27 protein-coding genes, 2 pseudogenes and 2 riboswitches are annotated in these 24,806 nt (G+C 37.0%); of the genes and pseudogenes, 5 read left to right on the forward strand and 24 right to left on the reverse strand.

Annotation, left to right across the window (positions count from 1 at the left end; genetic code table 11):
* Window positions 1-5 precede the first annotated feature (5 nt).
* The 17 genes from FHR85_RS08780 to FHR85_RS08860 form a co-directional block, all read right to left on the reverse strand.
* Entirely contained in the window at window positions 6-866 is an 861-nt protein-coding gene (locus FHR85_RS08780; protein ID WP_167262502.1) for a bifunctional 5,10-methylenetetrahydrofolate dehydrogenase/5,10-methenyltetrahydrofolate cyclohydrolase, read from the reverse strand.
* Between the two features lie 12 nt (window positions 867-878).
* Window positions 879-1,259, reverse strand: coding sequence for a transcription antitermination factor NusB (gene nusB / locus FHR85_RS08785; RefSeq protein WP_167262503.1), 381 nt, complete (start codon window positions 1,257-1,259; stop codon window positions 879-881).
* A gap of 179 nt (window positions 1,260-1,438) precedes the next feature.
* A complete protein-coding gene (locus FHR85_RS08790) occupies window positions 1,439-1,843 on the reverse strand; it encodes an Asp23/Gls24 family envelope stress response protein (protein ID WP_167262504.1) in 405 nt (134 codons plus the stop codon).
* Between the two features lie 17 nt (window positions 1,844-1,860).
* Window positions 1,861-3,213 carry an acetyl-CoA carboxylase biotin carboxylase subunit gene (gene accC, locus FHR85_RS08795; RefSeq protein ID WP_167262505.1) on the reverse strand — a complete coding sequence of 451 codons (1,353 nt, stop codon included), beginning with the start codon at window positions 3,211-3,213 and terminating at the stop codon, window positions 1,861-1,863.
* Between the two features lie 14 nt (window positions 3,214-3,227).
* On the reverse strand, window positions 3,228-3,731 hold the full coding sequence (gene accB, locus FHR85_RS08800) for an acetyl-CoA carboxylase biotin carboxyl carrier protein (RefSeq protein ID WP_167262506.1): 504 nt from the start codon (window positions 3,729-3,731) through the stop codon (window positions 3,228-3,230).
* Between the two features lie 409 nt (window positions 3,732-4,140).
* Window positions 4,141-4,746 (reverse strand): SpoIIIAH-like family protein, encoded by a 606-nt coding sequence (locus FHR85_RS08805; protein WP_208379643.1) that lies wholly within the window; start codon window positions 4,744-4,746, stop codon window positions 4,141-4,143.
* A 2-nt stretch (window positions 4,747-4,748) separates the two neighbouring features.
* Window positions 4,749-5,369 (reverse strand): stage III sporulation protein AG, encoded by a 621-nt coding sequence (gene spoIIIAG, locus FHR85_RS08810; RefSeq protein ID WP_167262507.1) that lies wholly within the window; start codon window positions 5,367-5,369, stop codon window positions 4,749-4,751.
* 2 nt (window positions 5,370-5,371) lie between these two features.
* On the reverse strand, window positions 5,372-5,971 hold the full coding sequence (gene spoIIIAF, locus FHR85_RS08815) for a stage III sporulation protein AF (protein WP_167262508.1): 600 nt from the start codon (window positions 5,969-5,971) through the stop codon (window positions 5,372-5,374).
* 11 nt (window positions 5,972-5,982) lie between these two features.
* A complete protein-coding gene (gene spoIIIAE, locus FHR85_RS08820) occupies window positions 5,983-7,167 on the reverse strand; it encodes a stage III sporulation protein AE (RefSeq protein ID WP_167262509.1) in 1,185 nt (394 codons plus the stop codon).
* Window positions 7,168-7,184: 17 nt separating this feature from the next.
* Entirely contained in the window at window positions 7,185-7,571 is a 387-nt protein-coding gene (gene spoIIIAD, locus FHR85_RS08825; protein ID WP_167262510.1) for a stage III sporulation protein AD, read from the reverse strand.
* A gap of 14 nt (window positions 7,572-7,585) precedes the next feature.
* Window positions 7,586-7,795 (reverse strand): stage III sporulation protein AC, encoded by a 210-nt coding sequence (gene spoIIIAC / locus FHR85_RS08830; protein WP_167262511.1) that lies wholly within the window; start codon window positions 7,793-7,795, stop codon window positions 7,586-7,588.
* A 13-nt stretch (window positions 7,796-7,808) separates the two neighbouring features.
* On the reverse strand, window positions 7,809-8,321 hold the full coding sequence (gene spoIIIAB, locus FHR85_RS08835; protein ID WP_167262512.1) for a stage III sporulation protein SpoIIIAB: 513 nt from the start codon (window positions 8,319-8,321) through the stop codon (window positions 7,809-7,811).
* Entirely contained in the window at window positions 8,266-9,249 is a 984-nt protein-coding gene (spoIIIAA, locus tag FHR85_RS08840) for a stage III sporulation protein AA (protein WP_167262513.1), read from the reverse strand. Before spoIIIAA ends, spoIIIAB begins: the two co-directional genes overlap by 56 nt.
* Window positions 9,250-9,385: 136 nt before the next feature.
* The gene (gene efp / locus FHR85_RS08845) at window positions 9,386-9,943 is read right to left on the reverse strand and encodes an elongation factor P (protein WP_167262514.1); all 558 of its coding nucleotides are present in this window, start codon (window positions 9,941-9,943) and stop codon (window positions 9,386-9,388) included.
* Between the two features lie 22 nt (window positions 9,944-9,965).
* Window positions 9,966-11,027, reverse strand: a complete 1,062-nt coding sequence (locus FHR85_RS08850) for a M24 family metallopeptidase (protein ID WP_167262515.1) — start codon at window positions 11,025-11,027, stop codon at window positions 9,966-9,968.
* A 1-nt stretch (window position 11,028) separates the two neighbouring features.
* Window positions 11,029-11,472, reverse strand: coding sequence for a type II 3-dehydroquinate dehydratase (gene aroQ / locus FHR85_RS08855; protein WP_167262516.1), 444 nt, complete (start codon window positions 11,470-11,472; stop codon window positions 11,029-11,031).
* A 63-nt stretch (window positions 11,473-11,535) separates the two neighbouring features.
* On the reverse strand, window positions 11,536-11,997 hold the full coding sequence (locus tag FHR85_RS08860) for a YqhR family membrane protein (RefSeq protein ID WP_167262517.1): 462 nt from the start codon (window positions 11,995-11,997) through the stop codon (window positions 11,536-11,538).
* A gap of 141 nt (window positions 11,998-12,138) precedes the next feature.
* On the opposite strand from FHR85_RS08860, the gene FHR85_RS08865 reads away from it, so the two are divergent.
* The gene (locus FHR85_RS08865) at window positions 12,139-12,483 is read left to right on the forward strand and encodes a DUF4229 domain-containing protein (protein WP_167262518.1); all 345 of its coding nucleotides are present in this window, start codon (window positions 12,139-12,141) and stop codon (window positions 12,481-12,483) included.
* Between the two features lie 31 nt (window positions 12,484-12,514).
* Here the strand turns inward: FHR85_RS08865 and FHR85_RS08870 are convergent.
* From FHR85_RS08870 to FHR85_RS08880, 3 genes and pseudogenes are all read right to left on the reverse strand, one after another.
* A pseudogene (locus tag FHR85_RS08870) lies at window positions 12,515-14,278 on the reverse strand (vitamin B12-dependent ribonucleotide reductase); the annotation flags it as partial.
* Between the two features lie 156 nt (window positions 14,279-14,434).
* Window positions 14,435-15,379, reverse strand: a complete 945-nt coding sequence (locus tag FHR85_RS08875) for an LAGLIDADG family homing endonuclease (protein ID WP_167262520.1) — start codon at window positions 15,377-15,379, stop codon at window positions 14,435-14,437.
* 96 nt (window positions 15,380-15,475) lie between these two features.
* Window positions 15,476-16,282, reverse strand: a pseudogene (locus FHR85_RS08880) (ribonucleotide reductase N-terminal alpha domain-containing protein); the annotation flags it as partial.
* 307 nt (window positions 16,283-16,589) lie between these two features.
* Here FHR85_RS08880 and FHR85_RS08885 point away from each other — a divergent pair.
* Window positions 16,590-16,982: a rhodanese-like domain-containing protein gene (locus FHR85_RS08885; protein ID WP_167262522.1), complete on the forward strand. Its 393-nt coding sequence runs from the start codon at window positions 16,590-16,592 to the stop codon at window positions 16,980-16,982.
* Between the two features lie 42 nt (window positions 16,983-17,024).
* Here the strand turns inward: FHR85_RS08885 and gcvPB are convergent, their stop codons facing one another.
* The 3 genes from gcvPB to gcvT are packed head-to-tail and all read right to left on the reverse strand — an operon-like array spanning window position 17,025 to window position 20,951.
* Window positions 17,025-18,491 carry an aminomethyl-transferring glycine dehydrogenase subunit GcvPB gene (gene gcvPB, locus FHR85_RS08890; protein ID WP_167262523.1) on the reverse strand — a complete coding sequence of 489 codons (1,467 nt, stop codon included), beginning with the start codon at window positions 18,489-18,491 and terminating at the stop codon, window positions 17,025-17,027.
* On the reverse strand, window positions 18,484-19,833 hold the full coding sequence (gene gcvPA / locus FHR85_RS08895; protein WP_167262524.1) for an aminomethyl-transferring glycine dehydrogenase subunit GcvPA: 1,350 nt from the start codon (window positions 19,831-19,833) through the stop codon (window positions 18,484-18,486). Before gcvPA ends, gcvPB begins: the two co-directional genes overlap by 8 nt.
* A 14-nt stretch (window positions 19,834-19,847) precedes the next feature.
* The gene (gene gcvT, locus FHR85_RS08900) at window positions 19,848-20,951 is read right to left on the reverse strand and encodes a glycine cleavage system aminomethyltransferase GcvT (RefSeq protein ID WP_341770950.1); all 1,104 of its coding nucleotides are present in this window, start codon (window positions 20,949-20,951) and stop codon (window positions 19,848-19,850) included.
* Between the two features lie 67 nt (window positions 20,952-21,018).
* Window positions 21,019-21,103: riboswitch (glycine riboswitch) on the reverse strand.
* Between the two features lie 3 nt (window positions 21,104-21,106).
* Window positions 21,107-21,204: riboswitch (glycine riboswitch) on the reverse strand.
* A 146-nt stretch (window positions 21,205-21,350) separates the two neighbouring features.
* On the opposite strand from gcvT, the gene FHR85_RS08905 reads away from it, so the two are divergent.
* Both FHR85_RS08905 and FHR85_RS08910 read left to right on the forward strand, forming a co-directional pair.
* Window positions 21,351-22,946, forward strand: coding sequence for a DEAD/DEAH box helicase (locus FHR85_RS08905; RefSeq protein ID WP_167262526.1), 1,596 nt, complete (start codon window positions 21,351-21,353; stop codon window positions 22,944-22,946).
* Entirely contained in the window at window positions 22,933-23,730 is a 798-nt protein-coding gene (locus FHR85_RS08910; RefSeq protein ID WP_167262527.1) for a YqhG family protein, read from the forward strand. The genes FHR85_RS08905 and FHR85_RS08910 overlap by 14 nt, the downstream gene beginning before the upstream one ends.
* 153 nt (window positions 23,731-23,883) lie before the next feature.
* On the opposite strand, the gene FHR85_RS08915 is transcribed toward FHR85_RS08910, so the two are convergent.
* Complete coding sequence (locus FHR85_RS08915; RefSeq protein ID WP_167262528.1) at window positions 23,884-24,384, reverse strand: shikimate kinase; 501 nt, start codon at window positions 24,382-24,384, stop codon at window positions 23,884-23,886.
* Between the two features lie 31 nt (window positions 24,385-24,415).
* Here FHR85_RS08915 and FHR85_RS08920 point away from each other — a divergent pair.
* A partial coding sequence (locus FHR85_RS08920) for an ATPase, T2SS/T4P/T4SS family (protein WP_167262529.1) occupies window positions 24,416-24,806 on the forward strand: 391 nt, incomplete at its 3' end.

Below are 24,806 nucleotides of genomic sequence, written 5' to 3' on the forward strand. Positions count from 1 at the left end.
TTCATTCAATCCCCTTTAAAAGAAAGACGCTTGGCTGCTTCAACAGTATTATTTAATAACATAGTGATCGTCATAGGACCAACACCCTTAGGAACTGGTGTTATATAGCTCACATGTTCTTGAACATCATCAAAATCAACGTCACCTAATACTTCTCCTGTTGATTGAAAGGAATTACCAACATCAACGACCACAGATCCAGGCTTCACGTCTTCTTTTTGAATCAGGTGGGCACGACCCGCTGCAACAATTAAAATATCGCCTTGTGTTGTATATTGAGACAAATTTGGCGTTTTTGAATGACAATATGTAACAGTCGCATCACGATTTAACATCATCTGTCCAATTGGTTTGCCGACAATATGGCTTCTTCCTACTACCACGACATGCTTTTGAGCAATGTCTATATTATAATAATCCAATAACTTCATGATACCTAATGGGGTACAGGGATAAAAAGCATCCTCTTCCACAGCTAATCGACCAATATTAATCGGATGAAACCCGTCTACATCTTTCTCTGGAGAGATTGTTTCTAAAACAGCATGATCACGGATATGATCTGGTAGAGGTAGTTGAACCAAAATGCCATGCGTGTCATGATCATTATTCAAAGACTGGATTAACTCAAGTAATTCACGTTCAGTGATCGTTTCATCTTTTTCGATTATTTCAGCCTTAATTCCAATTTTCTCAGCTGCTTTTTTCTTAATTCGGACATAGGTTTGTGAAGCTTTATGTTCGCCAATGATAATTACAGTTATTTTAGGAATAACTTGTTGTTCACTTAAGCTTGTGACTTCTTCTTGTAATGCTAATCGAATTTGATCAGCGGCTGGCTTTCCATACATAACAGTTGTTTCCATTACAATCACCTTCTATTGGTCTGCAAGTTTCGATAAAACACCATTCACAAATTTACCTGATTGGTCATCATGGAATCGCTTAGCTAGTTCGACAGCTTCATTGACAGCTACTTTATATGGGGTTTCTTCAACATATTTCATTTCGTATATAGCTATTCTTAATAAGGCTTTTTCAACTGCACCGATTCTTGAGAAGCTCCAATTCTCCAAATAACCATCAATAATTGTATCGATCTCATCTTTATGATCGATCACACCTTTTATGATCTGCGAAGCAAAGGGGCTCACATCTTCATCCATGACTTTCATGAGATTTTCTTCTTTCACTTCTTCGTTAATGTCGATTTGAAATAAAACTTGAAAAGCTTTTTCTCGACTATGCTTTCGACTCATTCTATAGTTAACTCCTTCATCAATTCGGTTTTGATCAATATTTATACATATGTCAGTTTACCACGAAATTCACAAGAAATAAAAAATAAACCTTCATTCTAGATTGATTTAAATAACGCATATGACATAACCAACCCCCAGCAAAATAATCAACCATTTTACTGGGGGTTTAATAACATTTATTTTGAATCTTGTTTAGATTCATCTGTTTTTTCTTCAATTTGAATACCGACTACATGAACATTAATTTCTAAGATTTCTAACGCTGTCATATTTTTCAGTGTGGTGCGTATATTTTCCTGTATTTTTTCAGTTACTTTGGGAATTGAAACGCCATAATCTAATACCGTAAATACATCAATTTCAATTCCTTCTTCAGTTAATTCAACCTTAACACCTTTACCATGTTGTTTCTTTTTACCCAGACGTTCGGATACATTTGACGCTATATTTCCACGCATATTAGCTACACCACTGATTTCATTAGCCGCAATACCTGCAATAACTTCAATGACCTCTGGTGCAATCTCAACACGACCTAATGATTGATCATCACTGACATTTAATAAATGATTCTCTTCCATTTATGTCACCTCAAATTTTAGTCTTCCATGACTTGATATGTTTCAAGGAATTTCGTATTAAACTCACCATCTCTAAAGACGGGATGATTCATCATTCGTTTATGGAACGGAATAGTCGAATGAATTCCTTCAATAACAAATTCATCTAATGCGCGATTCATCTTATCCATAGCTTCTTCTCGTGTAGCGCCATGAACGATTAGCTTAGCAATCATTGAGTCATAATAAGGCGGAATATTCCATCCTGTATAGGCTGCAGAATCCACTCTTACTCCAAATCCTCCGGGCGGTAAATACATAGCCACTTTGCCAGCGGAAGGCATGAAATCTTTAGCTGGATTTTCAGCATTCACACGACACTCAATTGACCAACCATCAAATTGAATATCCTCTTGATTAAATGATATGGGTTCACCATTAGCTACTCTAATTTGCTGTTTGATTAAATCAATACCTGTAACCATTTCAGTTACCGGATGTTCAACTTGAATACGTGTATTCATTTCCATAAAGTAGAAACTTGAGTCTTTTTGGTCAAAGATGAATTCAATTGTACCAGCACCTACATAATCGACCGCTTGCGCTGCTTTAACAGCAGAATCACCCATTTTTGCACGAATGGTTTCATCAATTGCTGGAGAAGGTGTTTCTTCAATTAATTTCTGCAAGCGTCGCTGAACGGTACAATCACGTTCACCTAAATGAACAGTATTACCGTGTTTGTCAGCTAATACTTGAATTTCTACATGGCGAAAATCTTCAATAAATTTCTCTAGATAAACACCTGGATTACCAAATGCTGTTTCAGCCTCATTCTGCGTTACACGAATGCCTTGTACAAGATCTTCTTCATTTCGAGCAACGCGAATTCCTTTACCACCGCCACCAGCAGTAGCTTTAATAATAACGGGATACCCGATTTCATTTGCCACTCGTTTACCTTCTTCTTCATTGGCAATAATTCCATCAGATCCAGGGACAATTGGAACGCCAGCTTCTCGCATTGTCTCACGTGCAACATCTTTGGTTCCCATACGTGAAATCGAGTCCGCACTAGGTCCAATAAATGTCACATTACATTCTTCACATAACTCAGCAAAATCAGCGTTTTCAGATAAGAAACCATAACCAGGATGAATGGCATCACAGTCCGTTAATTTAGCCACGCTCATAATATTGGTTTTATTTAAATAAGAATCCTTACTTAATGTAGGACCTACACAATAAGCTTCATCTGCTATTTGTACATGTAATGATTCACGATCAGCTTCTGAGAAAATAGCAACCGTTTCGATGTTAAGTTCTTTACAGGCACGAATAATTCTTACGGCAATTTCACCACGATTTGCAATTAATACTTTGTTAATCACAGACAACCCCTCCTTTATTTCTGTTTCACTCTGAATAGTGGTTGTCCATACTCAACAAGTTCGCCATCGTCTACTAATATTTCTACAATTTCACCCTTCGTTTCAGCTTCAATTTCGTTAAAGAGTTTCATCGCTTCAACAATGCATACAACTGAATTTTCTTCAACTTGATCGCCAACTTGAACATAAACATCATCATCAGGTGATGGTGCTTCATAGAATGTCCCAACCATTGGTGATACAATCTCTGTGTCATAATCAACCTCATTATTTGAAGCTGTTTCTTCTTTTGGTGCTGGAGCAGGTTCTGCTTCTGCTTTCGGTTCAGCAGGTTGATTTTCTACTTTTGGCTCCGCTGGTTTTTCAGTTGATACAGGTTGTGGAGTTGCAACTTGAACAACTTCCCCATTTTGTTTACTCATCGAAATTTTGCCATCATCTGTTTCATACGTGAAATCAGAAATAGATGATTCATCTAATAATTTAATCAATTCTCTTATCTCTTGAACTTTTAGCATGACAAGTAGCACTCCTTTAAATTTAATAACAGGTACTAATAATTCCTAACAACATTGTACGATAAAGTGAAAGCAACCTTCAACTTAATATTAAATATATTTTCATAATTTATTTAAAAGCTCTAGTAAAGTTAAATGTTTGCTGAATAATTTAGTACTGAGTTGTTGAATTGTGAGGAGCGAAGGTGGCGACTCCAGCAGGAACAGCACGAGTCTCGAGACCCCGCAGGAAGTGCTTTTCTTCCGAGGAGGCTCGAGCCGTGCCTGCGGAAAGCGTCCACCGTTAGCGGATCACAATATCAACAACGGACTTTGACAGAGCGAATTTAATAATACGTTCCCGTTTAATTGATATCATAGGCTAACAATCTAAAACCTCCATACCCTGATTGGATATGGAGGTCTTATTTTACGCATCTTCTTGTAAGCGAACGCGCGGTTCTAATTCACTGAATTCATCTCGTGCTAACTGCATGATATGATTGGCATCTGTTTTAGATAATTCTTCTGCAATCACTCTAATCTGCACAACCTCTTCATCTGTTCGAACTAGCACATCTTGAAAACCTTTTTCTTGTTTAATCATTTCCTCTAGAATCGTTTCTTTCTGAGCAGCTGTTTGCAATGCGTACATTTCTTCCATTGCTTCATTTTTCTCTTCAGTTGTTGCAGAGCTTGAAGCCACAATGGATGATAATTGCTCTTTCATTTCACTGCGAGCATCTTCTTTTTCTAATCGAATCGTCGTAAACAATTCGTGAGGTGATAATTCATCTGTACTCACATCCACATCTAGATCACCTTCAGAACTTGTCTCTGTTTGCGGATCGTTTGTACCATCGCCTTCACTTTCCTCCTGATTTTCATCACCTTCTATTTGTTCTTGCCGTTCCTCATCTTCGTCCGGAATTAAAGCCACCTCTCCACTTCCAGGAGACATCAAATAATAAACACTCAACACAATTAATAAACTCAACATTGTAATTAACCAAACTGTTTGTTTTCTTAACACCATCATCATTCCTCCTCACCCTTTGGCATTACTGCTATACGATGGGTTGATACATCTAACAATCTAGAAACTGAATCAATGATTCTTTCTTTAACGTGAATTTGATCAACTCCTTTGGCTACAATTAATACGCCTCGAATCGCGGGGGTTTGTGTTTGAATAAGCAATGGTTCTTCACGGTTGTTTTGACGTAATAGGACAGTTTGCTCTTCTACGGACTCATCTTCAACACTTCTAGTTCCGCCATTTTGATCATTTTCATCTGTATATTGATTTGTTGTTGTCGTGTTTTTTTCAAAGACTTTTATAGCTGATGAATCTAGTTGTAAGCTTACTTCAACATCATGAACATCAGATATACTCTCCAAGGCTTGTTCAAGTTCTTGCCTCATTTGGTTCTGGATGTGCTCATAATTAGAATTTGTCGTATTTCCAGACTGTTTTTCTTTCTTTTCATCTTCCCATTGACTTTCTTCAATAGGTGCTTGTGTATCATCAGATGATCCTGAAAACACATTAGATAGAATTAAAAACAGTAGCCCTATCAGCCCGATTAAAATCATATATGATCGCTTCGTCGGCCTGTCCGTATCACTTTTTAACTTGAACCATTCTTTAAATTGCATTATTAATGCCCCCCTTCCCATTCAATAGATATTTTAGATAAAGGTAGATTTAAATATGAGGCGATTGTTTGTTTAATCATGTCATCATCCATTGTCTCCTTATCCTGGTCTGCAGGAATCTGTACTTCTTCAACCTGTTCAACACCAGTTTGTTCCTCTGTCACTACAAACGTGACGTGATCAATCATGTCACTGATTTCTTCAGTTTCACGATCTTCTTTCCATTCCATAAAGACATCTTGTATGGCTAAATCATATTCATCCATCAACTCCTCTTCTACAGAATTTTGTAGCTCTTGGGTCAGTTGTTCTAATATATATGCATCTGAAGAGGCTTGTATTTCTTTTTTTTGTGATTCTATTTTCTCTTCAAATGTATCCTCATTGATTAAATCAGATGAAAACTCAAAGTTATCAACGATTTCCTCTGGATTTACTTGAAATAAAGTCGTTAAAGGATGTAAAAAAAGTAGTAAAATGATCATACCGAATACAACACGAATAACTTGTTCATGAGATGTTTTGGGAATGAGCAATGTAATAATCGTTGCTATAAATACAAAGACAACAAGCTGAGTAATCCAATCCGTAATAAATTCCATTTGCTCCTCCACTAACGAACCATTAATGATGTATTACTAATTACAATTAGCATTACAATTGAAAAGAAAAACATAATCGAAACCATTAATAAAGCCAACAGTAAATATAGAATATGTTTGCCCATATCATCTACCATATGAACAACCGGACCGTCAGCAACCGGTTGTAAGATCGCTGCGGCCAAACGAAAAACCAAACCAAGAACAAGCACCTTTAAGATAGGAAATAATATCATGACAAATAGTACAACTAATCCAGCAACACCAATTGTGTTTTTTACCAATATTGAAGCGGATAAAACTGTATCAGTTGCATCCGTAAACATTCGTCCAATAACAGGTATAAAGTTGCTTGTCACAAACTTTGCTGCTCTCACAGCAACACCATCTGATGCAGCAGTTGTGATACCTTGTACAGACATAATCGTTAAGAAAACGGATAAAAAAGCTCCCATGAGTAGTAGCGCGCCTTGTTTAAACAAGTGTGCTAATCGAGATAAGTTGTACGTTTCATTAACGTGACTAGCTATGTGTAAAATAGCTGACAAAAATAATAGTGGTATAATAATTTTTGCGACAAACAAACCACTTGCTTGTGTCAAAAACAATATAAAAGGGTTAAAGAAAGCGACCGTTGCTACATGACCAAATGCCGCCATCATACTCAGAAATAATGGAAGAAGTGATACCATAAAGTGACGCATGGTTTCGATCGTATCAGTCGTAAAATTAGCTGCCGTATGGAACCCTGTCATGGCAATTGTCATGAGCACACCAAAAATGACAAATTGGCTCACTTTAGTAACAGTTTGTGTCTCAAATGACTGAGCCAGCACATTTAATACAGCACTTAATAACGTAATAAAAATTAACAAACTTAGTGTTTGACCGTTTGCCAATAATTCATCGATTAAAAATGATACAATTCCGTCTACCCAAGCACGCCAAGAAAATATCGATTCTTCGTCAGTAATATCTCTCCATTGATTCCCTGAATCTAATGGCATATAATCTCGATATTCATTGAGTAAATCCTGCCATTGGTTCTCAATCGTTGGACTTTCAAAGAAACCTTCAAGATCTTCTTCTACTTCATTTTGATCTAGCTCCTCACCTTCGTCTTCAGCAATACTTTGTATATCCGTTAGTGAAATCATGATGGCGACAATAAGCAGGGAGATAACTGTCTTTTTCATAAGCGATCTCCTTTGGATTACGGCACAAATCCTAGTAAGGTTTCGATAACAGCTATAAAGATAGGAATAGCCATTAATAATATAAATAACTTACCAATAATCTCTACTTTGACAGCGATCGAATTAAGTTGAGCGTCTTTCAAAACATGGGCAGCAAATTCAGTCATGTAAGCAACAGCTATCACCTTAAAAATAGTATCCAAATGCAGCAATGATACATCTATATGAGAAGTGATCTCTTGAAAAGCACTGATCACTTCATTCATTTGCAATAGAACATATAAAAAGATTAATATGCCAGTTAATATGATTAATAAAAAGCTAATCGACTGATGATGCTCTCTCACAACAACGATTAAAATCGCAGCAACAATTATGATGACCATTATTTGTAAAAACGGCATAATAAACCTCTACTCTATAACATCATTTGAAATAAAAACACAGAACGAATTTGTTGAAAGAGCTGACCTAAATAATCAATGACAATAACGAGAACAATAATAAATCCTATTAAGGTCACCCACTGAGCTAAGTCGTCCTTCCCCATTTGTTTAAGTAGGGCACTTAGCATAGCGACGATGATTCCAATCCCTGCAACTTGAAATAATAGAAATACATCAGACATGAAGTAAGCTCCTTCAAATTAAAATTAAAACAAATAATAGCCCTGACAATACCCCTAACACCCGATACATACTTGAAAAGCGTTTTTCTTCTTCTAATGCCTCATCAAGTTCATATTGTAGATGAACTCGCGCCAGTTGAATTTGTTTTCTTTGTTGTTCAATGTTATGTCGTCCTAATGATTGTCCAAATTGCAACATGATTTGTTTTTCTTTCGATTTTAAAGCTGTAAAGTGCCATTCTTCCTCGATCACATTTTCCCAACAATCATCTAAAGAAATTTCAGTTTCATTTAATTCATTAACTAAACGCTGAAATAATGATCCAATAGGAAATGATAACTGTTTGGAAATGTAACGACAGATCGTTTCAATTGGCTTTTGAGCATATACAATTTCAGCTTCCATAATTTGCAAAGCTTGTAGTAGGTCCCTGATTTGTTGTGGCCTTTTTTTATATTGATTGGCGAAATCAATTCCGACCCATGTACACGTTAATAGAATTAGGATCGCGCCGACCCACTTCATGACTATGACTCCTAACTTTTGTCGTTATAATTTCACGATGGTCATCATAAATAGCATGTACAGTTCCGGGTTGTGGTAAAGAATTTAACAAGATGAATCGTTGGAAAACACCTTGTTTCAACAGTGGTTGTAACTGTGGGCGTCGTTCAATGTCTGATAATGTGTGACCATGCACACTACAAATTAAACCAACTCCCGTATATACGGCCTCCATCAGGCTATCGACATCTTCTTTTCTTCCAATTTCATCAACGGCTAAAATTTCAGGTGACATCGACCGAACCATCATCATCATACCTTCTGCCTTAGGACAATCACTCATAACATCTGTTAAAGGACCGACATCATGCTGGGGGACTCCTTGAAATGCTGCTGCGATTTCAGAACGTTCATCAACTAACGAAACACGTCGTCCCGTAAGTTGCTCAGTGCCAGTACTTATCAGACGAATCAAATCTCTTAAAATCGTTGTCTTACCACTTTTAGGAGGTCCGATCAATAAAGTGTTTTGGATATCTTCCTCAAATAAATGAGGCAGGATGTGTTTAGCTGCTCCATAACGTTCTGAAGCGATACGAATATTAAATGACGTTACATTCGTAATGGCCTGGACCGATCCATTTTCTACTGCCACTTGTCCACTTATTCCAATTCGATGACCACCACGGATTGTAATAAATCCGTTTCTTAATTCTTCTTCTAAACGATAGACTGAAAAATCACTTATACGTGCCAACAACGCGTTCGCATCATTTTCGTAAAAAACAAATCCCTCTAAAAACTGACTATGATCTGAGAAGATTAATTGTACTTGATGCCCCACACGTAATCGAATCTCTTCTAGTTGATTTAATGCTTGTTGAGAAATATTAGCTTTGATTAAGCTTGTGATGGTTGTAGGTAAATAAGAGGCAATAAACTTGTCCAACCAATCCCTCCTTCCGCTTAACACTACTATATGTATGAGAAGAAGAGATATGATATTCAAAGTATAAAAAAGAGAGAGTTATTTTCTCACAAAAAACCCGACACTGATAAAAGTGTCGGGTTAAGAGGTATGAACTTTAAGCACGAGATACATACTTACCTTCAGTTGTATTAATGACTAATTTCTCACCTTTGTCAATGAAGAAAGGAACCTGAACGGTATAACCTGTCTCAAGTGTTGCTGGCTTTGTTCCACCAGACGCGGTATCACCTTTAACTCCAGGTTCTGTTTCAGCTACTTCAAGTTTAACGTTATTCGGTAATTCAATTCCTAACGTATCACCTTCATAGATTAAGACATGGGCTTGAGTACCTTCAGTTAAGAAGTTTAATTCCATTTTGATTTTATCGCCTGGGATTTCAATTTGATCAAACGTTTCAGTATCCATGAATGTATGACTTTCCCCAGTTTCATATAGGTATTGCATAGGTCGACGTTCTAAATGAGCTTTATTGACTTTTTCACCTGCTCGGAACGTCTTATCTTGGATATTACCATTTTCTAAATTGCGTAGCTTTGAGCGAACAAAAGCTGATCCTTTTCCTGGTTTAACATGTTGAAATTCAATGACTTGCCAAATTTTACCCTCTACTTCTATTGTTAACCCTGTTTTAAAATCGTTTACTGAAATCATGTTAATAACCTCCTTCTATCAATTACAACGTGATTAATTCTTTAGTTGAGAATGTTAATCTTTCATTTCCATTATCAGTGATAATAGCATCATCTTCAATACGACAACCGCCTACATTAGGTACATAAATCCCAGGTTCAACTGTAACAACCATACCTGGCTCTAATGGACTTTCATTTCGGAATGATAAAGACGGTGCCTCGTGTACATCCATGCCTAAGCCATGGCCAGTCGAGTGACCGAAATACTCACCATAACCTTGTTCTTTAATATAATCACGTGTTAATGCATCTGCTTCTTTTCCAGTAATCCCTGCTTTCAATCCATCCATACCACGTTTTTGTGCTTCTAAAACCGTGTGATAAATCGTATTCAACTCTTCACTAATTGGTCCGACAGCAAGAGTTCTTGTCATATCAGAGCAATACCCTTTATAAAGTGCTCCGAAATCTAAAGTCACAAGTTCACCTGACTGAATTTCTTTATCTGAAGCTACTCCATGTGGAAGTGCTGCTCGATAACCAGATGCTACAATTATATCAAAAGATGAGGACACTGCTCCCTGTTTACGCATAAAAAATTCTAATTCATTTGATACATCAATTTCCTTTACGCCTGGTTTAATAATAGTTTGTATATAATCGAAAGCATCGTCTGCAATCTGTGCTGCATCTTTTAATATAGCAATTTCCGATTCAGTTTTATACAGTCGTAATTGTTCGACTAAACCATCTATAGGGATAAAATCACTTGATAAGGCTTGCTGGAACACTTCAAAGATCGAATACGTCATATGGTTTTTTTCAAAACCTAAACGTTTGATTCCAAGCTGTTCCACTTGATTAGCTACTTCTTGATGAATCGGTCCTTTATGTTCTACAAGTTCATAGCCTGTCACTTCTTCATTAGCTTGTACAGTATAACGAAAATCTGTAATAAACACGGCTTGATCTAATGAAACTAAAACAACCCCTGCCGTTCCCGTAAAACCTGTCATGTAACGACGGTTTTGGTCATTAGTTATAAGAAGACCATCTACATCATTCTGTTGCATCTTCTCTCGTAAACGAGTTAGTTTTTCCACATTATCTCTCCCTTTCATTCAACTGATCGATTAAAGCATATGCTGCTAGCTTGTACCCCAATGCTCCGAACCCGACGATTTGACCAGAAGTAACTGCTGATAAGTAGGAATGATGACGGAATGTTTCCCGATTATGTATGTTCGATAAATGCACTTCAATAACAGGAATGCTAATCATTTCTACAGCATCTCGAATAGCTACACTGGTATGAGCATAACCGCCTGGATTAAATATAATGCCATCATAAGCCATGGCATTTTGTAACCAGTCAATAATTTCACCTTCATGATTTGATTGTCCAACATCTAAATAAACATCATGAGCACTCGCGATTTCACGCACCATGTCTTCAATATCAGCTAAGGTCTCACTCCCATAGTGGGATTGGTCTCGTTGACCTAACATATTAAGATTCGGACCGTTAATTAATAACCAGGATTTCATGACACCAGAGCTCCTTTGATTGATGTGTCCATCCTAAGTTTATCATAAATTGCCCTATTTTTGTCACACTTTTCTCGCAACCCGCTCTCCGTGTTGGTTATAAGATATGGTATAACCGACAAACACACCGTATAGCGCAAATTGACATAAAGTTGTCGCAATCGTTTCTTTTGTTAAATTTTCAATTGTTGGAACATAATCAAATAGTCCATTAGCTAACCAAAAAATAACTCCCCATAGTAAGATGCCATATAATAAACCAGGTGAAATTCCTCTAAATCTTCTTAATAGTGCATAATAGATGACTGCTGGTAATATAGCTAAAACACCCAGAATTATAGCGCTTATCAATTCAATCCACCATGTTGATGTCCAATTACCTTCAAAAAAAGACCGAAAGATAAACGATGCATGTGACACCTCATTGAATTTTAAAGCATAAGTAAACGAGTTGAGTAATCCGAATATAACTCCACCAAATAATCCTGTATAAATACTTTCCATAATAACTGATTTTTCTCGCATTTTCATGAACCTCCTCTCGCGTTATTTTAACCTATAGAGGATTAATTCATGCATGACAATCAGCTATTATGTATAATGAATATCTTGGCGTGTTATAATAGATTTACAAGTTACTAGCTGAATACGAAGAGAGGGATTACCATGACACAAAAAAGAAGTAAAATCATTTTGTATATAGTCGTTAGTTTAGCAGCCATTGGTCTAATCGGTCAGTTAATAGTGAACCCGCTTAGCTTTATCGAGAGTATGCTTACAACAATCGGCCTAGCAGCTGTTATCGGTTTAGTTTTATATTTCATTTTAAAACGAGTGAGACAGGGTAGTGCGCGCTCCTCTGGCTATCAAAAAGCTGTTAAACAATCGAAAAAGAAATACGGTAAAGTAGATCAAAAAATGAGATACAACCAACACGTGGAAAAACCCTCTCCAATAAAAAAACAACGTAACCAAACACATCTTAAAGTTATTAAAGGACACAAAAAATAGCGTTAGACGGTTATACCGTCTAACGCTATTTTTATATACCACATTTTAATTGAGCACCACAATTTGTACAAGTATTACAACCACCAACATCTTGAATATGACCTTGGCGACAAACCGGACAAGTATCTCCTACTTCAGATCCAACTGTTACATTCGTTGTTTCAAGCTCATGGACTGTATCCATTAAAACAACTTTTTGTTGATCATCTTCGAATAATTCTGTTTGCTCTGAAGGCTCATTTTCTTCAGCTTTTAACGTTAAGACTTGTGAATCGCGGCTTCCATCTACATACACTGTACCACCTTTGGCACCGCCACGATATAAACGTTGATAAACTTGTTCGACTTGATCAACACGATAACCTTTCGGTGCATTGACCGTTTTCGAAATCGAACTATCGACCCAACGCTGAATGACACATTGCGTGTCAGCGTGGGCTTCAGGAGATAAATCCATTGCTGTCACAAACCAGTCTGGTAGTTCATCTTGATTAGCTTCCGGATTCTCTTTGAAATAGTCTTGCGCAATATCAGCTTTCACTTCGATAAACTTGCCTAAACGTCCACTACGATAATACGTGAAGGAGAAATAAGGTTCTAATCCTGTTGAAACACCAACCATTGTACCTGTAGAACCAGTCGGCGCAACTGTTAATAAGTGACTATTGCGAATGCCATGATCCAGAACACCTTGTTTAATGTCATTAGGCATCTTTTGCATGTAGCCAGTATTAATAAAACGCTCACGGAGTGCTTGTGTTTCTTCTTTTGTTTCACCAATTAAGAATGGGAAACTACCTTTTTCTTTTGCTAATTCAATAGATGTACGATATGCCGTTGTCGCAATCGTTTCAAAAATTTGATCGACAAGTTCGTTACCTTCTTGTGAACCATAAGCTGTCTCACAGTAAATGAGTAAGTCATGTAAGCCCATGACGCCCAAGCCGACGCGCCGCTCACCAAGTGCTTGTTCACGGTTTTTATCTAAGAAATACGGTGTTGAATCGATGACGTTATCTTGCATACGCACACCTGTCTCAACCGTTTGTTTTAACTTCGCGAAATCAGGTTGTTTTAATTCTCGATCCGCAATTGCTGCTAGATTAACCGCCGCTAAATTACAAACACTGTAAGGAGCTAATGGTTGTTCACCACAAGGATTTGTCGCAACAACTTTTTGACCATAAGCACTAGCATTTGTCTCTTTATTCGCATTATCAATGAAGAAAATGCCTGGCTCTGCTGAATAAGTCGCACAAATATTAATTAAATTCCATAATTCTTTCGCGCGTATCTGTTTATATACTCTGGTTCCAAAGCCTAAACGTTCCCATTCACGAACATCACCAATGTCGTTCCAATTTTCATTATAGTAGGCCATCTCTTCTTCGGTATAATTCGCAACATCTGGAAAACGTAATTCATAAACGGCATCGTTCTCAACAGCATTCATGAATTCATCCGTAATACAAACAGAAATGTTTGCACCTGATAAAAATTCTGGACTATTTACGCTGTAAGTACCGCCGTCACGAATTTTCTGCTCAGCATCACGAATATTGTTCTCAGTGAAGCCACCGTGTCCTTCGATATGCTTATAGTTCACAATCCCTTGATATAGTTGCATTTCATCATTTGTTAAAGGGGTGAAACTTAATTTATCTTTTGCTTCTTCTTGGATTGTTTCATCCTCTATGTTCTCGATTAAATATCTTAAAATACGTGGGTTCTGCATTTTCGATATAATAAATTCGATTACATCAGGATGCCAATCATTTAGCATGATCATCTGTGCCAATATTTGTTACTCGCTATTATTTAGCGGGGTAGGTCATTTCTGCCCACCTCTTACACTTTCATGTAAGATCAGACTATATCTTCAAGGAAGAGAATTTTTCATACTTTCTTTGTAATTTCAGTTGACTTTCATGATACAAGTAGTTATAGATTTTCAATAAGTCAGTTCGGCTAGATAAATGCAAGTCATAGCACCCTTGCTTTTGTAAAGACCGTTAACATGTTGTCCTATTCCATAGCTTTTTAAAAACTTTAGAACATCCATTAACAATGGCTTATTACTCGTGATACCAAACCTTGCTTTAGTATATTTTTTCGGACCGTTCTTTCTAATATAGACCCTCTCATAAACTCGTATATGCCCATCAGCATCAAACAGACCTCTTAAAAAATGCCATTGCAATTCAGGATTATTTAAATCAATCCATTGTTCCTTTCCTGTTTTATTTGGTGTGACTCCTAAGTTTATTAAATCATTGGCCATTTTAGTAGAAAATATCGTTAAGCTATATTTATTTTGTTCACGGTCATTCCTTTTATTTCTAAATTTCACATTCTTATTAAGATTTAAGCAAGTTGCTATTTCATATAACAGGCTTTTATCTTGTTCGGCAAGTGTTAGAACTACTTTTTTTGATGATCTATTTATGACAATAGTCCCGTCACCTAATATAAATCCCAGTAAATAAGCTTTATTAGGGTGGTCAATATTTTCAAAAAAGTTTTCATTGTAATCATACTTTTTTGAGGCTAACTTACCAGCCAAACCTGGGGGCCTTGTATTGATAAAAGCCTTTTCTTTATTCCACCGTGAAATAGTACCTCTACTAACACCTAACTTCTTGGAAATCTCTACTTGACTTACTCCTTTATCATGCATCTGTATTACTTTTTTTATGATCTCTTCCTTGTCTCGCGCCCCATAAGGACGTCTCCGTACATTATGGTTTACTTCTTCCTTAGCACACATCAGATCACCTTCTTTAACGTGATTACTTTTATTATACTTATATTTTTGTGCTTTAGGAAGTTTCAATAGTCGTTGAACGTTCATCTTCATTTCCGAAGATGCTTCGCTGCTGATTGCCCATTGTTGCATCCTAATACTTTTTAAACGATCACGCTTGCCGTCACCAGCTACGTTGTCGTGTAATAGGCTTTAGGGGTTTCCAGCAATTCACGAGATTTATTTTTAGACGAGGCACAACAATTTACCACGTCTCGAACCACCCTGCTCAACAAGGTGCGTCAGCTTAGCAATATCATCAAGCCAGGAGACTGATCCGGATGATTTGCCGTTCACTCCACGGGCTAATGCATTACGAGGGCGTAGTGTCGAACCGTTCGTACCAACACCGCCGCCACGCGACATAATTTCCATCACTTGTTTACGGTGATCACTTATTCCTTCTCTTGAATCTTGAACAAATGGCATCACATAACAATTAAAGTACGTGACATCCGTATTTGACCCAGCTCCATATAGAACTCGTCCAGCAGGTATGAAATTTAACTCAGATAATTCTTGATAAAATTTATTAAACCATTCTTGACGTTTTTCCTCAGATGTTTCTACTTCTGCTAAACCAGTCGCATTACGTAAAGCAATTTGTTCATAATAGACTTCTAACGGTTTATCAATGGCGCTTAATGACTTCTCAATCAAGCCCGTTTCTTGTGCTTCTTCGTTATCTAGTACATGTAAATAATCATCATCTACTCGAACAGTGGCACGGTCACCTTTTAATTCATAAATAAATCCTGTACCACGCGCAGGGAACTTCGGATCGTCTTTCACTGTTAAGACGACAAAGTCACCTTCTTGAATCGTCCTCTTCTCCGTGTCCTTGAATGCATATCGGTCTAACATAACAAGTCGTGATACGCCTTTATGAGTCGTTGACATATCCGACGTGACCGGATGTACATTAGGAAATTGCTTAATGTCTTCATTTAATTGATCGACATTAATATGCAACCCTTTTGTTTTTACACCTTGCATTTCATGACCTCCTTCACGTAAAATCAAATCGTTACGTATTTTTAGTAACGTTTCTAATCATAGCTTATCAAAACTAAACCAAATAATCAATATATAGTGTTGTTTTTTGACGAATTATTCTATATATAGTGTTAAGTGCACATAAAACTATAAAAGTCAAGTTAGTTTATTATAAATAATGAGAATAATTGATTAGTATTAGGTCAATTGTCTGATAGCTAATTGAGATAGAAATCCTTTGAATCAGAAGCAGAAGCCTTATATAATGTATAGTGGACTGAAAATAGAGAAAGAGGGGAACATTAGAATGGATCTTTTATTTACCATCCTGATTGTTGTAGCTGTATTAATTGTATTTTTCGTTTTACGAAATGTTCAAAAACAAAAACATGTTACAACCTTAACTGAAGAACAATTTAAAGAGAATTACCGAAAAGCCCAATTAATCGATGTTCGAGAACCAAATGAATATGAACGCGGTCACATCTTAGGAGCACGAAATATTCCATTATCACAATTAAAACAACGCATAGGTGAGGTTCGAAAAGATCAACCTATCTATCTATATTGTCAAAGAGGTTCACGTTCAACGCGAGCTGCTAATATTCTCCGTAAAAAAGGATATTCTAGCTTGCATCAATTAAAGGGTGGCTTCAGTAAGTGGACAGGCAAAATCAAACAAAAGAAAAAAGGTTATTAAATAAAAAACCGTTGAGCTAACGTTAGCTCAACGGATTTTTGTTTAATCGCGATAATATCGAAGTATTGGTTTTCTAGCTGCAGTCGTTTCATCCATACGATCGACTACCGTTGTATGTGGAGCTTCTTGCACTGTTTCTGGATCTTCATGTGCTTCTTTTGAAATCTGATTCATAGCATCAACGAACTCATCTAATGTTTCCTTCGCTTCTGTTTCTGTCGGTTCAACCATTAACGCCTCTTCAACATTTAATGGGAAATAAATAGTTGGTGGATGATAACCGAAATCAAGCAGACGTTTAGCCATATCTAAAGTACGGACACCCATCTTCTTCTGATTTTTCCCTGATAAAACAAATTCATGTTTACAATGTTGATCATATGGCAACTCGAATTCTTCACTTAAACGACGCATCATATAGTTTGCGTTCAGAACAGCACTTTCACTCACTTGTTTCAAGCCATCTGGCCCCATTGAGCGAATATAAGTGTATGCTCGAACGTTAATTCCAAAGTTTCCATAATAAGGCTTGATTCGACCGATTGAATGTGGACGATCATAGTCAAAGAAATACTGATCATTATCAGCTTTAGCAATTAATGGTTTTGGCAAGAATGGTGCTAATTCATTCGTTACACCAACAGGACCTGATCCTGGTCCCCCGCCACCATGCGGTCCGGTGAACGTTTTATGCAGATTTAAGTGAACCACGTCAAAGCCCATGTCAACTGGACGTGTATAACCCATAATAGCGTTTAAATTCGCACCATCATAATATAGTCGACCACCAGCACCATGAACGATTTCAGCCATTTCGATAATATCTTTTTCGAATAAGCCCAATGTATTAGGATTCGTTAACATTAAAGCTGCTGTATGTTCGTCGACAACACGTTTTAAATCATCTAAATCAACTAATCCCTGATCATTTGATTTAACTGTGACTGCCTCAAAACCTGCTACCGTTGCAGATGCTGGGTTCGTACCATGTGCAGAATCCGGGACAATGACTTTCGTCCGCTGATAATCCCCATTTGCTTCATGAAAAGCACGGATCATCATGAGTCCCGTCCATTCTCCTTGAGCACCTGCTGCTGATTGTAAGGTGACGTAATCCATACCTGTGATATGACTTAAGGATGTTTGTAAATCATACATCAAAGCCATAGCACCTTGAACTGAAGATTCAGGTTGATAAGGATGAATCGAACTAAGGCCTGGTAGGCGCGCTACATCTTCATTCATTTTAGGATTATACTTCATTGTACAAGACCCTAGTGGATAAAATCCTGAGTCAACACCGTGGTTACGCTTTGATAATGCTGTATAATGACGCATGATTTGTAATTCGCTGACCTCTGGTAAATCTGGGTCCTCTTGGCGAATATACTGCTTTTGAAATTCTTCATCTAAGTTAACATCATCAACATCTAGTCCTGGCAAATGATAACCTTTTCGTCCTTCCTTACTTAACTCAAAAATAACCGGAAAATCTTGTTCATTAGCCATTCAGCTCACCTACTTTCGAAACAAACTGATCGATCTCTTCTTTAGAACGCACTTCTGTTACAGCAACTAACATATGGTGGTCATACTGCTGATCATCACGACCTAAATCATAACCACCAATAAAGCCTTCTTCTAATAATGCCTCATTTAATTCATGAACAGGTTTGTTTAATTTCACAATAAACTCATTGAAAAACGGACCGTCATATAATGTATCAAATCCAGCATTTTCAAATGCTTTTTTCGCATAGCGTGCTTTTTTCATATTTAATTCAGCCATTTCACGAACACCTTGTTTTCCAAGAGCACTCATGGCTACTGATGAAGCTAATGCATTTAGAGCCTGGTTTGAACAAATATTTGAAGTGGCTTTATCACGACGAATATGTTGCTCGCGAGCTTGTAATGTTAAGACAAAACCACGACGACCTTCATCATCTGAGGTCTGCCCCACTAATCGCCCAGGTACTTTTCTCATCAACTTCTTGGTTGTCGCAAAGTAACCACAATGTGGACCGCCAAACTGTGTAGGAATACCGAAGACTTGAGCGTCACCGACAACGATATCTGCACCAAACTCCCCTGGTGGCGTTAAATAGCCTAATGCAAGTGGATTACTAGAGACAATCATCATCGTTTTCTGTTGTTCACTGACGAGTGATTGAACATCTTCAAGTGGCTCAACTTGACCAAAGAAATTAGGATACTGCATGACGACACTTGCTGTATCATCATCTAATTCTGCTTTTAATTGATCAAGATCCGTTAAACCATTTTGATGATCAATTTCAACTATGTCTAAGTTAAATCCTTTTGCATAAGTATAAATCACATCTAATGATTCTGGATGAATGGCCTTCGATACAATCACTTTTTTCTTTTTAGTCTGACCGGCACTTAAGTTCACCGCTTCAGCTAAAGCTGTACCTCCATCGTACATAGACGAGTTAGCAACCTCCATCCCAGTCATCTCACAGATCATCGTTTGAAATTCGAAAATCGCTTGTAATTCACCTTGTGAGATCTCAGGTTGGTATGGTGTATAGGCGGTGTAAAACTCAGATCGTGAAATCACATGATCTACTATTGAAGGGATGTAATGTTCATAAACACCTGCCCCTAAAAATGACGTATGAGATTGTGTATGGCTATTCTGTTCAGCTAAACCAGCCATTTCTTTCTTAAGTTCAAATTCCGATTTTGCCGGTTTAATATTTAATTCACCAGTGAAACGAACAGGTTCTGGTATATCTGCAAATAATTCATCAGATGATGAGACGCCAATGGTCTTAAGCATTGCCTGACGGTCTTCATCTGTCATTGGAATGTATCGATGTTGCATGATTAACTCACCTCTTATCCTCTTCTATAAAATGGTGTGGGCACCACTTTAGCTGATAATTGACGCTTTCGAACTTGCACACTTAATAGTTCTTCTTCATTTGCATAATTGACATCAATTAAAGCTAACCCTACATTTTTTCCTAATGTCGGCGACTGTGTGCCAGATGTGACAAACCCAATCACCTGGTCCTCTTTCAAGACATCATAACCATGTCGCGGAATGCCTTTATCAAGCATTTCAATGCCAACTAGTTTTCGACTTGTTCCTTCTTCTTTCTGTTGTTTCAAAACTTCTTTTCCGATAAAGTCATCATCTATTTTTGTCTTCACAGCAAAACCAATACCCGCTTCTATAGGTGTAATATCTTTTGATAATTCTTGACCATATAAAGCTAGATTCGCTTCAAACCGAAGTGTATCACGGGCACCTAAACCAATCGGTTGCAAGCCTTCAGATTCTCCTGCTTGCATAATCGCCTGCCACAAATCACGTCCAGAAGCTGCGTTAATATAAATCTCAAAACCATCCTCACCTGTATAACCCGTACGTGAAACTAATGCCCCATGCTCAACACCTTGAATCTTAACATCATATTTAAACCGAAAGAATTTAATTTCACTCAAATCATCATCAGTAATGGTTTGTAAGATTGATTGAGCTTGAGGTCCCTGAAGTGCTAATTGAGCAAACTGATCTGATTCGTTCGTAATGGTAATATCACCAGATTGATGTTCTAGTAACCATTCATAATCTTTCTCTGTATTAGCTGCATTAACAACCAATAAATAATCATGATCAGCACGTTTGTAAACTAGAAAGTCATCAACTGTACCACCGTCGGGATAACACATCGCAGTGTATTGAGCCTGATTAATATTCAACTTTGTTACGTTATTGGTAATCATTTTTTGTAAGAACGATTCGCTATCTGGCCCTTTCACCACGATCTCACCCATATGAGAAACGTCAAAAAGCCCCGCTTTCTCACGAGTAGCATGATGTTCTTCCTTAATTCCCGAGAATTGGACAGGTAGATCCCAGCCGCCGAAGTCAACTGTTTTACCGCCCCACTTCTCATATTCTGGATAAATCGGTGTCCTTTTTAATTCAGTCACGTTCATTCCCCCTTGTAGAAGATTTTCACATTAAAAAAAGAGAATACCAAAGAAAGCTTGGTATTCTCTCTGTCCTTTCACCTGAAAGTTTCGCATGAGAAACATGCTTACATCGTTGGTGGTTGATGCGTTTACATCAACACTCTCCAGAGGTGCGTCCTACAAGAGTCATGGTGCCTGAGAGATTCATACCCCTAAAAGTACTTGCTCCGTCGGCGTCACGACATAGCGCGAGCTCTCCTCTTGTAATCATTCGCTTATATTATTCAATTATTTGTGCACACTATCAATATATATGTAGCCATGGTAATCGTGCAAAAAGTATGAATAAAACTTATATGTATTATATCACAATCCTCTCACACGTGTAAGCGTTATCTTAAACTTTAGGTGATTAAAATGAAACCAACAATTAAAACGGAACATCTATGGAACTCTTTTGAGCAAGCCATAGAAGGGAACCATAGTGATTGGGAAACATTTAAACAAGCTTATCAATTAAGCCAACTTCCTTTATCACAACAAAATGAATTAAAAGCATTGCAATACCTACCCAATCTAACACTATTAGATCATCAAGAAGAAGCTGTCAAAAAAGTATTGCACAATATGCATGGACGCGCCATTTTAGCTGATGAAGTAGGCTTAGGAAAAACAATCGAAGCTGGTGTGATTCTTAAAGAATTGATGATCAAAGGACTTGTACGCCGAGCCCTTATCTTAGTACCTCCTTCCCTCTTATCACAATGGGAAAGCGAATTAAATCAAACGTTTTATATTCCAGCTCGAGCCAAACACCGTTCTTATCCGTGGGAATCGTATGAAATTGTTATTTCATCAATCGATCTCGCCAAAAAAGAACCACATGCCTCATCATTACAAGAACAATCATTTGATTGTGTGATTGTAGACGAAGCTCATAGACTTAAAAATCCTAAAACGAAAAACTTTAAATTCGTTCAACAACTACAATCGACTTATTGTTTGTTATTAACAGCCACACCGATTCAAAATTCAATTGACGATGTCTATTATCTCATGAAAATTGTCAGACCAGGATTATTAGGTGATAGACGATTGTTTCATAAACGAGTTAACCACCGTCATGATGAAGCAATCCAATCACTTATACGACAGTCTATGGTTCGTACTCGAAAACGCGATATCGAAACTCAGTGGGGTGAACGATATATAGACACTATGTACGTTGATTTTTCTTCAGATGAACAAGCATTCTATGAAAAATTAACATCTTCAGAAACTAATCACCAATTAACGGCTTTAACATACGAGCGTGAGCTTTGTTCAAGTCGAGAAGCATTATACGTTTCTTTGCAAAAACAAGATGAACAGCATCCCATGCTAGAAGAAATTGGTCAACTTCCTCATCACGCAAAAGCCTTAAAGGCAATCGAATTAATTCAATCACTTGATGAACCAGTGATTATTTTTACCGAATATAAATCAAGTCAAGTCTATTTACAGTGGTTGTGTCAACAAAATAATATTCGTGCGATTCCTTACAATGGCGATTTTAAAAAGAGTAAAAAACAATGGATGCTTCAACTATTTCAACAACACGGAGACGTACTAATCACAACTGATGCTGGAACTGAAGGTTTGAACCTACAATATTGTCACCATATGATTCACTACGATTTACCTTGGAATCCAATGCGTTTAGAACAAAGAATTGGTCGTATTCACCGTTATGGCCAAACTCAGGACATTAATATTTATTATTTAATTTTATCTAATACGATTGAAGAACATATTTGGGAAGTACTATATGAAAAGCTATCTGCATTTGAAGGATTGATTGGTGAAATCGATCATATCTTAAGTTCTTATGGCTTATCCAACTTTGAAGATGAAATTACGGCAATTTATGAAGAATCACGTTCAAAAGCTGAAGCGGATATTAAAATAAATAATTTAATGTCTGTGATTGAATATGAACATCTTGAGGAGGAAACAAAGGATGAAACAAACTGACCTCAAACCTTTTGTTAAACAATTTTTCACAAAACATCATGCTCAAATTAAAGATGAACGTGAAGATCTTCTAACTATTCAATTAACGAAAGCTCTAGATCAACAATTAATGAATCGTCCTTTTTATTGGCAGTATGTTAATACCATGGGTTTCGAAGGGGATCCCATGACCGTTTCATTTGCTTTCTCCGATCAATACGATTTGCATACTGAACGTATTCATCTCGGCTCTCCTCGTCTTCATCAAATATTTCAAATCGTGAAAAATGAAGGCGTTTTTGCCACCCTATTTGAGCAAACAGAGTCCACTGACAACAGGCTTGATCCGTGGTTTGTGTTTAATGGTTATATTCAATACCAAGGGGCATGGCTTGAAGAGGAAAGTGTTAGCATCGGTATACTATTAACGAATGGTACAATGCGATTTTCTTGGATGGATGCTGTTATGGATATTCCGTTCAACCCTGTCATTCCTACTTATCAGTTTAAGTTACCTATCATCATTTCACTTGAACATGGTTTAGAAAAAATTATTAACGAATTACAATCACGTATTGAGAAGCAATCTAGAGAATTTGTTAAAGAATCATTATCGTTATACGAACAAGAACTGAGTTTATTAAACACACTATCCCATGAACAAGATGAAGAATCTAAACAATTTTATAATCATTCTCATGATCAAATCTATAATCGCCTATACCCTCGGATCGATATCAATTTAATTAACGCTGGATTATTTTATACCAATAGGCAGACCACTCAACGTTTAATCGATGCATGATAAGACATGCTCAATCATTTCAAAAAATAGTATTTTTATAACTTAAAATAAAAAACACGTGATTAATTGTTTAGTTCAACATTTAATTACGTGTTTTTATTATCTTCGCTTCAAATCATGTTCTTTCATTAAATTGACTATTCATATGACTTATTATATAAAAGATATAGAACCTTCGATTTCAGTTGCAATTTGATTTGGACTTCGTTCATTTACAGAAACACGCATATCCGCACATTCCTCATATAAACCCTGTCTTCTTTCAAACAAGGCTTGACGTTGTTCTTTAGACTGTTTCCATAATGGTCGGGTGTCATCAAGACGCAACCTATTTTCCACTACATTGTAACTAACTTCTAACCATATTGTGTGAAAACAATTCTTTAAAATTTCTCGACTGTTCTGATTCATGACAATGCCACCACCCGTTGCCACAATAACGTTGGCCTCACTAAATTGATTTAATATTTTCTCTTCCACGTGACGAAAGTATTCTTCACCATCTTGAGCAAAAATTGTAGCGATCTCTCGCCCTTCAAATTTAGTGATTTCATCATCAAGATCAATAAACTTTCTATGATTTTGACTAGCTAATTGGTAGCCAATTGTAGATTTTCCTGATCCCATAAACCCGATTAAAGCTATTGACGTCATGTCTCTACCACCTAAACACAAGGAGGCCCCAATGAAATCTCCAGAACAATTATCTCGTGAAATTTTGCACCATGCTGTTAAACATGATGCAACTGATATTCACTTTTCCCCAGAGGGAATCGAGGTTCCTATTTATTTTCGTATTAATGGCTATCGCTGGTTTTATCAGCGCATTACCATTCAAGAATACCAAACTTTAATTAGCTACTACAAATTTTCATCTGGAATGGATATTGCAGAAAAAAGGCTACCACAAGATGGCACTCTCTCCTTTCATCAAGACCAAAACGCATTTTATTTACGATTATCTACCTTGCCTTTAAATGACCTCGATTGTAAAATTAAGCGAGACACTATAAAAGGACATGTCATGATATACTCAACCCATAACCTACCAAAGTTAAGGAGAGTGTATCTGACAT

Source organism: Alkalibacillus almallahensis (genome assembly GCF_011761495.1).
Classification (GTDB): domain Bacteria; phylum Bacillota; class Bacilli; order Bacillales; family Alkalibacillaceae; genus Alkalibacillus; species Alkalibacillus almallahensis.

What these genes read in the sequence shown, in the direction of transcription:
- aroQ (WP_167262516.1), bottom strand. Translation starts at nt 11,472, where the DNA reads ATGAAATCCTGGTTATTAATTAACGGTCCGAATCTTAATATGTTAGGT.
- FHR85_RS08885 (WP_167262522.1), top strand. Translation starts at nt 16,590, where the DNA reads ATGGATCTTTTATTTACCATCCTGATTGTTGTAGCTGTATTAATTGTA.
- spoIIIAG (WP_167262507.1), bottom strand. Translation starts at nt 5,369, where the DNA reads ATGCAATTTAAAGAATGGTTCAAGTTAAAAAGTGATACGGACAGGCCG.
- accB (WP_167262506.1), bottom strand. Translation starts at nt 3,731, where the DNA reads ATGCTAAAAGTTCAAGAGATAAGAGAATTGATTAAATTATTAGATGAA.
- FHR85_RS08805 (WP_208379643.1), bottom strand. Translation starts at nt 4,746, where the DNA reads ATGGTGTTAAGAAAACAAACAGTTTGGTTAATTACAATGTTGAGTTTA.
- FHR85_RS08865 (WP_167262518.1), top strand. Translation starts at nt 12,139, where the DNA reads ATGACACAAAAAAGAAGTAAAATCATTTTGTATATAGTCGTTAGTTTA.
- FHR85_RS08875 (WP_167262520.1), bottom strand. Translation starts at nt 15,379, where the DNA reads ATGCAACAATGGGCAATCAGCAGCGAAGCATCTTCGGAAATGAAGATG.
- nusB (WP_167262503.1), bottom strand. Translation starts at nt 1,259, where the DNA reads ATGAGTCGAAAGCATAGTCGAGAAAAAGCTTTTCAAGTTTTATTTCAA.
- spoIIIAB (WP_167262512.1), bottom strand. Translation starts at nt 8,321, where the DNA reads ATGAAGTGGGTCGGCGCGATCCTAATTCTATTAACGTGTACATGGGTC.
- spoIIIAC (WP_167262511.1), bottom strand. Translation starts at nt 7,795, where the DNA reads ATGTCTGATGTATTTCTATTATTTCAAGTTGCAGGGATTGGAATCATC.
- spoIIIAD (WP_167262510.1), bottom strand. Translation starts at nt 7,571, where the DNA reads ATGCCGTTTTTACAAATAATGGTCATCATAATTGTTGCTGCGATTTTA.
- FHR85_RS08790 (WP_167262504.1), bottom strand. Translation starts at nt 1,843, where the DNA reads ATGGAAGAGAATCATTTATTAAATGTCAGTGATGATCAATCATTAGGT.
- spoIIIAF (WP_167262508.1), bottom strand. Translation starts at nt 5,971, where the DNA reads ATGGAATTTATTACGGATTGGATTACTCAGCTTGTTGTCTTTGTATTT.
- FHR85_RS08860 (WP_167262517.1), bottom strand. Translation starts at nt 11,997, where the DNA reads ATGCGAGAAAAATCAGTTATTATGGAAAGTATTTATACAGGATTATTT.
- FHR85_RS08905 (WP_167262526.1), top strand. Translation starts at nt 21,351, where the DNA reads ATGAAACCAACAATTAAAACGGAACATCTATGGAACTCTTTTGAGCAA.
- FHR85_RS08780 (WP_167262502.1), bottom strand. Translation starts at nt 866, where the DNA reads ATGGAAACAACTGTTATGTATGGAAAGCCAGCCGCTGATCAAATTCGA.
- efp (WP_167262514.1), bottom strand. Translation starts at nt 9,943, where the DNA reads ATGATTTCAGTAAACGATTTTAAAACAGGGTTAACAATAGAAGTAGAG.
- gcvPB (WP_167262523.1), bottom strand. Translation starts at nt 18,491, where the DNA reads ATGGCTAATGAACAAGATTTTCCGGTTATTTTTGAGTTAAGTAAGGAA.
- gcvPA (WP_167262524.1), bottom strand. Translation starts at nt 19,833, where the DNA reads ATGCAACATCGATACATTCCAATGACAGATGAAGACCGTCAGGCAATG.
- FHR85_RS08910 (WP_167262527.1), top strand. Translation starts at nt 22,933, where the DNA reads ATGAAACAAACTGACCTCAAACCTTTTGTTAAACAATTTTTCACAAAA.
- spoIIIAE (WP_167262509.1), bottom strand. Translation starts at nt 7,167, where the DNA reads ATGAAAAAGACAGTTATCTCCCTGCTTATTGTCGCCATCATGATTTCA.
- FHR85_RS08915 (WP_167262528.1), bottom strand. Translation starts at nt 24,384, where the DNA reads ATGACGTCAATAGCTTTAATCGGGTTTATGGGATCAGGAAAATCTACA.